The sequence below is a fragment of the Microcoleus sp. D2_18a_D3 genome (assembly GCF_036702455.1).
Classification (GTDB): Bacteria; Cyanobacteriota; Cyanobacteriia; order Cyanobacteriales; family Microcoleaceae; genus Microcoleus.
In genome coordinates this window covers 1-8,369 of the sequence record NZ_JAUBTK010000146.1, presented here as the reverse complement: position 1 = coordinate 8,369, position 8,369 = coordinate 1, and the positions used below count along the sequence as shown (strand labels likewise).

General features: G+C 46.2%; 7 protein-coding genes. 2 read left to right on the top strand and 5 right to left on the bottom strand.

The features are described from left to right. A partial coding sequence (locus tag QUB06_RS33180) for a DUF4347 domain-containing protein (protein ID WP_333438921.1) occupies positions 1–2,531 on the bottom strand: 2,531 nt, incomplete at its 3' end. 483 nt (positions 2,532–3,014) lie between these two features. Next, a complete protein-coding gene (locus tag QUB06_RS33175; RefSeq protein WP_333438919.1) occupies positions 3,015–3,938 on the bottom strand; it encodes an AraC family transcriptional regulator in 924 nt (307 codons plus the stop codon). Positions 3,939–4,220: 282 nt separating this feature from the next. Here QUB06_RS33175 and QUB06_RS33170 point away from each other — a divergent pair, with 282 nt between their 5' ends. Next, a complete protein-coding gene (locus tag QUB06_RS33170) occupies positions 4,221–5,282 on the top strand; it encodes a TIGR03032 family protein (RefSeq protein ID WP_333438917.1) in 1,062 nt (353 codons plus the stop codon). Positions 5,283–5,379: 97 nt separating this feature from the next. On the opposite strand, the gene QUB06_RS33165 is transcribed toward QUB06_RS33170, so the two are convergent. Continuing rightward, complete coding sequence (locus QUB06_RS33165; RefSeq protein ID WP_333438915.1) at positions 5,380–6,018, bottom strand: pentapeptide repeat-containing protein; 639 nt, start codon at positions 6,016–6,018, stop codon at positions 5,380–5,382. A 57-nt stretch (positions 6,019–6,075) separates the two neighbouring features. On the opposite strand from QUB06_RS33165, the gene QUB06_RS33160 reads away from it, so the two are divergent. Next, on the top strand, positions 6,076–6,621 hold the full coding sequence (locus QUB06_RS33160) for a dual specificity protein phosphatase family protein (RefSeq protein ID WP_333438913.1): 546 nt from the start codon (positions 6,076–6,078) through the stop codon (positions 6,619–6,621). Positions 6,622–6,785: 164 nt separating this feature from the next. Here the strand turns inward: QUB06_RS33160 and blaOXA are convergent, their stop codons facing one another. Together blaOXA and QUB06_RS33150 are read right to left on the bottom strand one after the other, a co-directional pair. Further along, on the bottom strand, positions 6,786–7,658 hold the full coding sequence (gene blaOXA / locus QUB06_RS33155; RefSeq protein ID WP_333438911.1) for a class D beta-lactamase: 873 nt from the start codon (positions 7,656–7,658) through the stop codon (positions 6,786–6,788). Between the two features lie 145 nt (positions 7,659–7,803). Next, positions 7,804–8,217 carry an MAPEG family protein gene (locus QUB06_RS33150; protein WP_333438909.1) on the bottom strand — a complete coding sequence of 138 codons (414 nt, stop codon included), beginning with the start codon at positions 8,215–8,217 and terminating at the stop codon, positions 7,804–7,806. Positions 8,218–8,369: the final 152 nt, after the last annotated feature.

Here is an 8,369-nt window from a genome sequence, read left to right as displayed (position 1 = left end):
CCTAAGTTAACGGTTTGAGGGCCCTCCACGGCAGTTTCGGCGGTGGCGGTGACGGTGATGGCGGTTGTTCCTGCTTCAGTGCCAGTGTTACTGCTGACAGAGAGGTTGACGTTAGGGAAGTCGTTGTCGGTAATTGCAACGTTACCTGTTGTTGTAGTTCCGAGTGTAACACCGCTAGAAGGAGTCGAGATTGTGAAAGTACCTGTTTCACTTCCTTCTACAAGTGGATCATCAATAACATTGACGGTAAAGGAACCTGTGGTTTGACCGTCGGGAATGGTAATGATATTCGGAATTGTCGTAAAATCAGCAGCAGTGGCCGTTCCAGACAAAGCCACATTTACAGTTTGATCTCCAACAACTGCACTTGATGCTGTGCCGGTGACGGTGATAACTGGAGTTCCGGTTTCTGTACTTGTGACTGGGGAAACTGAGAGGTTGACTGTGGGGAAGTCGTTGTCGGTAATTGTTAGTGTCCCCGTCGTATTGGCGGCAACTGGATCGAGAAAGTAGTTAAAATTGTTGGGATCGGCAGTGACGTTAACTTGGACTGTTTCCCCTGGGTTGACAATAGCATCATCTATGGGGACAGCATTGAGGACAGCGGTAGTTGCACCAGCGGCAATGGTGAAAGTATTAGCAGTAACTGCCGTGATATTCGTACCCGCAGTTAAGGAGTAGTGACCAGGAGTAGCAGCGGTACTGCCGGTGGTGTTGAAGTTGACGACTATGCCGCCTGCGGGGGCGGGAGTATCGAGGGTGATATTAAATGTGCCAGTGGTGGGGCCGGTTTCGGTGGGAGTAGTGCCTGCGGCGATGCTGACTGTAGGGGTGTAGTTGAGCAGGATGGAGGCGGTGTTGCTGCCGGTGTTCGCCACAGCTAAGTCAGGTTTGCCGTCGCCGTTGATGTCGCCGATGCTGAGGGAGCGGGGGCTAGTGCCAGTAGGGAAGTCAACTTTGGTGGCGAAGGTGGGGGTGGCGGCTCCTGTGGCGGTGGTGTTGAGCAGGATGGAGGCGCTGTTGCTGTTGACGTTCGCCACAGCTAAGTCTGGTTTCCCGTCCAAGTTGATGTCGCCGATGCTGACGGAGAAGGGGCGAAAGCCAGTAGGGAATTCAACTTGGGGGGCGAAGGTGGGGGTGGCGGCTCCTGTGGCGGTGGTGTTGAGCAGGATGGAGGCGCTGTTGCTGTTGACGTTCGCCACAGCTAAGTCTGGTTTCCCGTCCAAGTTGATGTCGCCGATGCTGACGGAGAAGGGGCGAAAGCCAGTAGGGAATTCAACTTGGGGGGCGAAGGTGGGGGTGGCGGCTCCTGTGGCGGTGGTGTTGAGCAGGATGGAGGCGTTGTTGCCGTTGTAGTTCGCTATAGCTAAGTCAAGTTTGCCGTCGCCGTTGATGTCGCCGATGCTGATGGAGTAGGGGCGATTGCCAGTAGAGAACTGTACTGCGTTGGCAAAGGTGGGGGTAGTGGCTCCGGTGGGGGTGGTGTTGAGCAGGATGGAGGCAGCGTTGTTGTTGGGGTAGGTGTTCGGCACAGCTAAGTCAGGTTTGCCGTCGCCGTTGAAGTCGCCGATGCTGACGGAGAAGGGGCGAAAGCCACTAGGGAATTCAACTTGGGGGGCAAAGGTGGGGGTGGTGGCGTTGGTGGCGGTGGTGTTGAGCAGGATGGAGGCACTGTTGCTGAGGAAGTTCCCCAAAGCTAAGTCTGGTTTCCCGTCCAAGTTGAAGTCGCCGATGCTGACTGATACGGGCTGAGTGCCAGTTGTGAAGTCTACTTTGGTGGCGAAAGTGGGGGTGGTGGCGTTGGGGGCGGTGGTGTTGAGGAAGATGGAGGCGGTGTCGTTGCTGAAGTTCGGCACAGCTAAGTCAGGTTTCCCGTCCAAGTTGAAGTCGCCGATGCTGACGGAGAAGGGGCTAGTGCCAGTTGTGAAGGTGACTTGGGGGGACAAGCCTAGTACGCCACTGTAAGTTTTGAGGGTGGTTTCGGTGAGGGCTAGTTGGGGCGCTTCAGAAGATGGGGGGATGAGTTGGAGGATGTCCCAGGTGCCACCGAGTTTGCAGTTACCTGTAGGTTGGGAGTTGGCGCTGATGTTTGCCCCTGTGAGTTGGTGCAGTTGAGTCAGGAATTGGTGTCCTCTGTCTCCGGCTGCTACGCTGCATCCATATAAGATGATGTTGGCGTTGTCAGTGAGGCTGTTTCGCCACTGTTGCAATTGGTGGCTGTAGTTGTGGATGTTGCTGCTGTTGAGTTCTGTTGTGCCTAGGTAAAGATTGCCAGAATCTCCGTGGGTGATGATGTGGAGAGTTTCGATGCCTCTATGCTGAGCTAGGATTGTGGCGATTTGCTCTACGGCATCGGGCTGGCTTTGGAGGATGTAGGTGGCGGTGTCGGGTTGGATGCCGGAGATTAGGTGCTGGCTGTCTGGTATTGTGGGGTCAAGGATGACTATTTCTGTGGGCTTGTTGCTGGTGCAACCAACCAAACTTCCGATATTTTTATTGATAAAACGGTTAATTTGAGGTAGAGTTTTCACAGTTTTTTGCTTTTAATGTAGTTCGTGGTTTTTGAGTCAATCGGGAAATGAGCCCGATTTGATTCTGGTTTGTGATGTTTCTACCTGGTGGTGGATGACACTCGCCGATCGTGATGAGTAATATCGAAAGGGTAAGAAGAACACTTCTAACCGGGACAAAGGCTAGAAACCTTTGTTTGGTAGGGCTTACAAATTAATATTTTGTCTGATACCAATTTAATGGGTCGTTGCACATATCTTGATCCCCCTAAATCCCCACCCCCCCCTAGCCCCCCAAGAAGGAAGGGGGACTTTGATCGGAATCCTGTCCCCCCCTTAGTAGCGGCGGTGCCAAGAGTGCCAGCCATCTTGGCTAGGGGGGATCAGATTCTATGCAGCCTCATAAAAAATTAGTCTGAATCCCGTTAATCTGTATATCAATTTATTCCCTAACAAGATTTATATCTTGCTGCTTCCTAGTTGCGCTAGCCAAATTGCGAAAGATTAGTTTCGCAAAATGTCCGAAGGCTTTTTCCCAAAATGCTGCTGGAAATATTTTGTAAAGCGACTAGGATTGTAAAAGCCATATTCAAACGCAATTTCCGTAATCGTTTTGTTGCTCTCCATTAACTCCATACGAGTGGCTTCAAGTCGAGCAGTTCGCAAAAATTGACTGGGAGAGACACCGTAATAACGAGCGAATGCTGTTTGCAAAGAACGACTGCTACAGTTCATGGCGGAAGCAATTTGTGCAATTGTCAGCTCTTCTTTCATATTTGCTCGGATGTATTCGGCCGCCTCTCGCACGCGGGCGATCGAAATTTCGGATACTTTAATAATCGATGGTTCTAAAGTGTTGTAAGATGAACCTTGGACTAAGGTAGAAAAAATAGCGATTTCTAAATTTTCAATTACCAGTGGATGTCCGTTAGTGTCAATCAAATTCAACAGCGTTATGACCAGTTGATATAGCGATCGACCGTAAAGAGTAGTGCGATCGATAACTTGTACCAGGTTAGGACGTTCAATGGATTTGTCAAGATACTTGCTCAGTTCAGTTGAAAATCGAGCTTCATCTATATAAATTGATATTGCGCTGTATTTGGCTGAGTGCTGAAGATGGATTAGTTCGCCTCCCGACTGACTTATCACCAAATGTCGATCGTTCACGAGGAATTCGTTAGACCCAACTTTCAATAAATGATCGCTGTCAAAAAATGTGAAACCTATTTTTCCAACAAAAGTATATCCTGCGGTATATGTACTCCCAGCTTCCCAAACAACACTCACGAACTCGAAGTTTTTTAACTTAGCAAGCCGCAATTGAATTTTGTAATCTTTGGAAGAGAAAGTATGTTTAGTAATACCCGATACTTGCTTAATATATATCTCTGGATCGTTGATTTCAATATTTAAATCCCAGACCATTATCAAATGCCAATATTTTACACCCACAATAAATTATATCGATTATGTGTAAATATTTATACCTCTTCTGGGGTATTTTACAGGAATTATCTCAGGTCGATGTGGGGGCGGATTTATGATATTGTGAATTTGAGGCAATTATTGTTGGTGAAGGAAACCTCTACATTCAAGAGGTACATTTTGATTTATAGTGGGGTGGGGGCGGGTTTAGGAAATTGTGGGTTTTAGGCAGTTATTGTCTGTAAAACCCGCCCCTACGGAAATTAATATTTTACATGTTTTATGAATAACGAAACAAATTTCAATACAGTCCACGAACACGAGATTTTTGGCGATCGCGATTTGCCATCTTGGTTAACTCAACAACAAATCAGCCTCGCTTGCACTACCTATCAAACCAGCAGGTTAATGTTAATCGGTGCTGTGCCAGAAACCAACCGAATCTCGGCTTTTTGGCGAATATTCGATCGCGCAATGGGGCTTTACTGCACGTCGGAACGCCTGTATTTAAGTTCAAAATATCAACTTTGGCAATTAGATAATGTCTTAGAATCCGGGAAATTATACCAAGGATACGATAAATTATATATACCAAGAATCGGCTATACTACAGGAGATATCGACATTCACGATATCGCTGTCGATAAAAATAATCAAATCATTTTTATTAGCACTTTGTTTAATTGTATCGCTACTTTGAGCGATCGCCACAGTTGCAAACCTCTCTGGAAACCCCCATTTATCTCACAATACATCAACGAAGACCGCTGTCACCTCAACGGTTTGGCGATGGTGGCTGGGGAGGCGAAATATGTCACAGCATCGAGTCAGTCGGATGTGGTGGATGGCTGGCGCGATCGCAGAAAAAACGGCGGTATAGTTATTGATATTCAATCTAATGATATCATCGTCACAGGATTGTCAATGCCGCACTCACCGCGCTGGTATCGAGACAAATTGTGGCTGCTGAATTCGGGGAGAGGAGAATTTGGTTATGTGGATTTAGAAACAGGGAAATTTGAGGCAATTACGTTTTGTCCGGGCTATGTCCGAGGACTGGCATTTTGGCAAAATTGGGCAATTGTTGGACTCTCGAAACCGAGGGGTGGTGACAACACTTTTAGCGGTTTAGAATTGGATGAGTTGTTAGCAGCCAAGGATGCGGAGCCTCGCTGTGGTATGATGGCGATCGATTTGACTACTGGGGCGATCGTTCACTGGTTGCGCTTTGAAGGAATTGTCACGGAACTCTATGATGTGCAGGTGATTCCGACAGTCCAAAAGCCTATGGCTGTAGGTTTTCAGACTGAAGAAATTGCTCAGTTAATTACTTTGGAACTTTAACCGCAGATGGTGGCGGATGTACGCGGATTAACGCAGATAAATGTTTACAGGATTTACCGACGGGGTGTGAGAGAGAGTATTTAAGCGGGATTTGGTATTACTCAAAAATCGCCCCATTTAACGAAGTTTTTCTTAAGTCTACTCTAGCTAAATTTACACCTCTTAAATCAGTACCTGTTAAACAAGTATTGCTTAAATCTGCATAACTCAGATCGGCACCTCTGAGATTAGCATCAGATAAATTGGCTCCTGATAAATTCGCCCTCACAAGTTGCGATCCACTCAAATTGCTGCCACTCAAATTTGCCGATTGCATTTGTGCTGCCATTAAGTTGGCTTTGCTTAAGTTAGTGTCGCTGAGGTTAGCCAAATTTAATTTAGCATAACTCAAATCAATGTTTTCCAAGCAAAGTTCGCTCAAGTGCGCGCATCGCAAGTTAGCATTAATAAAAAACCTGTCTCCAATCCCATAACGGCGCAGAAATTCGTCAACTTCCAGCCGAATTAAAACCGGTTCGCAAGTATTTTCGTAGCACCACGATGTCTCCAGCAAACCGGCGGCTGCTTGAATTGCTACCTTGTCGCATTTAGAGAGCACCAAACTATTGCACCCATCCCACTCACCGTTGAGCATGAATGCCATCTCAGAAGCTGCTGCACTTGAGTCGCATAACAAAACGGTTTCTGGTTTGGGTTGCAGCCAGTTCATTAAACCGATCGAGCTGTTGTTTTTCACTGTAGATTCAGGATTTGTGCGTCTTTCTTAATTATAGGTAAAAATATTGAAAACAGTATGGACAAATTCGCTGCGGCTTCAGAGAATGAATTAATTGTGTTTGGTGCAGCCAGACCAGGATACCGCGATGCAGAACTTGCTCGGTGGATTGAATTTATGCAGGGGCATAATATTAAGCAAGTTTGCTGCTTGCTCGATCAGACGCAACTCATCCGCTACAGTGACTTACTGGGAACATATAGGAAAATATTTGGGTGCGATCGAGTTTGCTGGGCACCGATCGCAGACTTTGAATTGGTCGATCGCGATATTTTAATCGATCGCATATTGCCCTTCTTGGAATCGGCAGATAGCAAAGGCGAACGGGTGGTAGTTCACTGTTCTGGGGGGATCGGACGTACAGGACAGGTTTTGGCTGCTTGGTTGGTCAGCGGGCGGGGATTGTCTAACAAACAGGCGATCGCAGCAGTAAAAAAAACTGGCAGAAATCCCTATGAAGCAGCAATCGCAGCTTGTTTGAAAGGTCGAAACCCCTGGCTAGTCGTTGAAGAACTTAATGCTATCTTAGATGATTGTCGCCTTGCTGCGAGAAATGACATATAGCACTATAGCAACTATATATATGGGCCAATGGCGTAAGTCCTAAAAGATTTAAAAGACTCGGCTTCCTACGATCGAACTCAGGCATCGAATAAATGGGTGTTTTGGCTGTCACCGTTAGCCGATCCGCTGGCGTTTTTGCCAATATAAGAGAACAAATAACGCACTTACAGCAGCGCAATATCCTTGAAGCAACGCCGCGTTAACTCTATTCTTGCCGCTCCGTCATTGTTGTTGCGGATGTCAATGTTTGTAGCAAAAAAGTAAACATTTTTATCCTTTTCTAAATAACCTACATACCAGCCAATTTGAGGCTTTGTTTGTTCTCCAAAATTTGCCCATCCTGTTTTGGCTCTAATTGTGTAATCGGGAGTTTGTTCAACAATTATGATGTCTTTAACCAGAGACAGCGATCGCTCGGAGAAGGGTAAGTCATTTTTGTAGAGACGGCGGAGAAATTGAATTTGCTCGTTGGGTGTGATTCGCAGTTCTCCCTCTAACCAGAATTTGTCAATATCCTCTTTGTTACCGATTTTTTGGTTGCCATAACCGACTTTAGCTACCCATTTTTGCATTTGCTCGTGTCCGACTCGGCGGGCGAGAACTTGGTAAAACCAAACGGCGGAAAGTTTCATGGCTTGTCTCATATTCAAGTCTCGATTCCATGCGGGAATTTGCCTTTGAATTCCATCCCAAGTTAGCACGGCAATCTCATCGGAAATCACTCCTGTTTCTAAGGAAATCAGAGAGTTGAGAATCTTAAATGTAGATGCAGGTAAAAAAGCTGTGGTGTTACGCTGCGGGTTGTGTTGATAAAGCCGATCGCTATTCAAGTCGTAAATGGCGATCGAGCCTTCAACTCCTAGTTCTTGAAAGTGCCGTCCAAAATTCATTGTCTCAGCAACATCTCCTCCGCGAGGCGGAGATTCTTGCACAGGAGGTGGCACGGTTAAGGCTGATTGCGGTGTCTGAACTAAAACAGAAATAATGCAGCCTAATACAATTAAAATAACAGCTATCTCGCGAGATATTCGGTTCATAAACTTCGATAAATTACCCAAATCCTAGGCAGTAATGTCACAGGCGCGATCGACTTGTAAGGTGCACCTGACTTACGCTGTGTAATAAACAATTAAGGTTTGCCGCTCACGCATCCTACTATATATGTGCCGCGTAATTTATCAACTATAAAACTGCCATAATAGTTAAGGCTACCAAACAGCTTAACTGAATTACTAAGCTGAGTAACCGAAACTTTGGATCGAGACCAGCGATGTGAATCACTGAATGTACAAGCCGAAATAGAATGTACACAACAATCAGCAAATCTACTGCTGTTCCTGAAACACCCCTAACTGTTAGAAGAAAAACAACTCCCAAATACAAAGGCAGGTTTTCTATCAAGTTGGATTGTACTCGAAAGAGTCGCCAAAGCAAGCTGTCGTCGTTTTGTGTGCCGAAATCTTTTACAGATCCGCCCGCAGATAGATGCCGAATCCTGACGGTTAGTAACAGGATAACAACTGCGATCGTCCACAGGATGAAAATAGTTAAACCCCAGAGAGGGAAAGTCATATTTGTCGGTTCAATTTGCATCATATTTCTACCTTGCGAAACTGCTGCTAACACTTTAGAAAAGTTATATCAAATCCGGTAGCATCGTCCACTCATCTGCGTTATACCATTTTTTTAAAGATGTGATAGAGATAAAGCCTGTAAAATCCAGGACCATCCGGTGAGAAATCCAATGA

Bases quoted from the DNA above. Each gene is read 5' to 3' on its own strand.
- QUB06_RS33160 (WP_333438913.1), top strand. From the start codon at position 6,076: ATGGACAAATTCGCTGCGGCTTCAGAGAATGAATTAATTGTGTTTGGT.
- blaOXA (WP_333438911.1), bottom strand. From the start codon at position 7,658: ATGAACCGAATATCTCGCGAGATAGCTGTTATTTTAATTGTATTAGGC.
- QUB06_RS33150 (WP_333438909.1), bottom strand. From the start codon at position 8,217: ATGATGCAAATTGAACCGACAAATATGACTTTCCCTCTCTGGGGTTTA.
- QUB06_RS33175 (WP_333438919.1), bottom strand. From the start codon at position 3,938: ATGGTCTGGGATTTAAATATTGAAATCAACGATCCAGAGATATATATT.
- QUB06_RS33170 (WP_333438917.1), top strand. From the start codon at position 4,221: ATGAATAACGAAACAAATTTCAATACAGTCCACGAACACGAGATTTTT.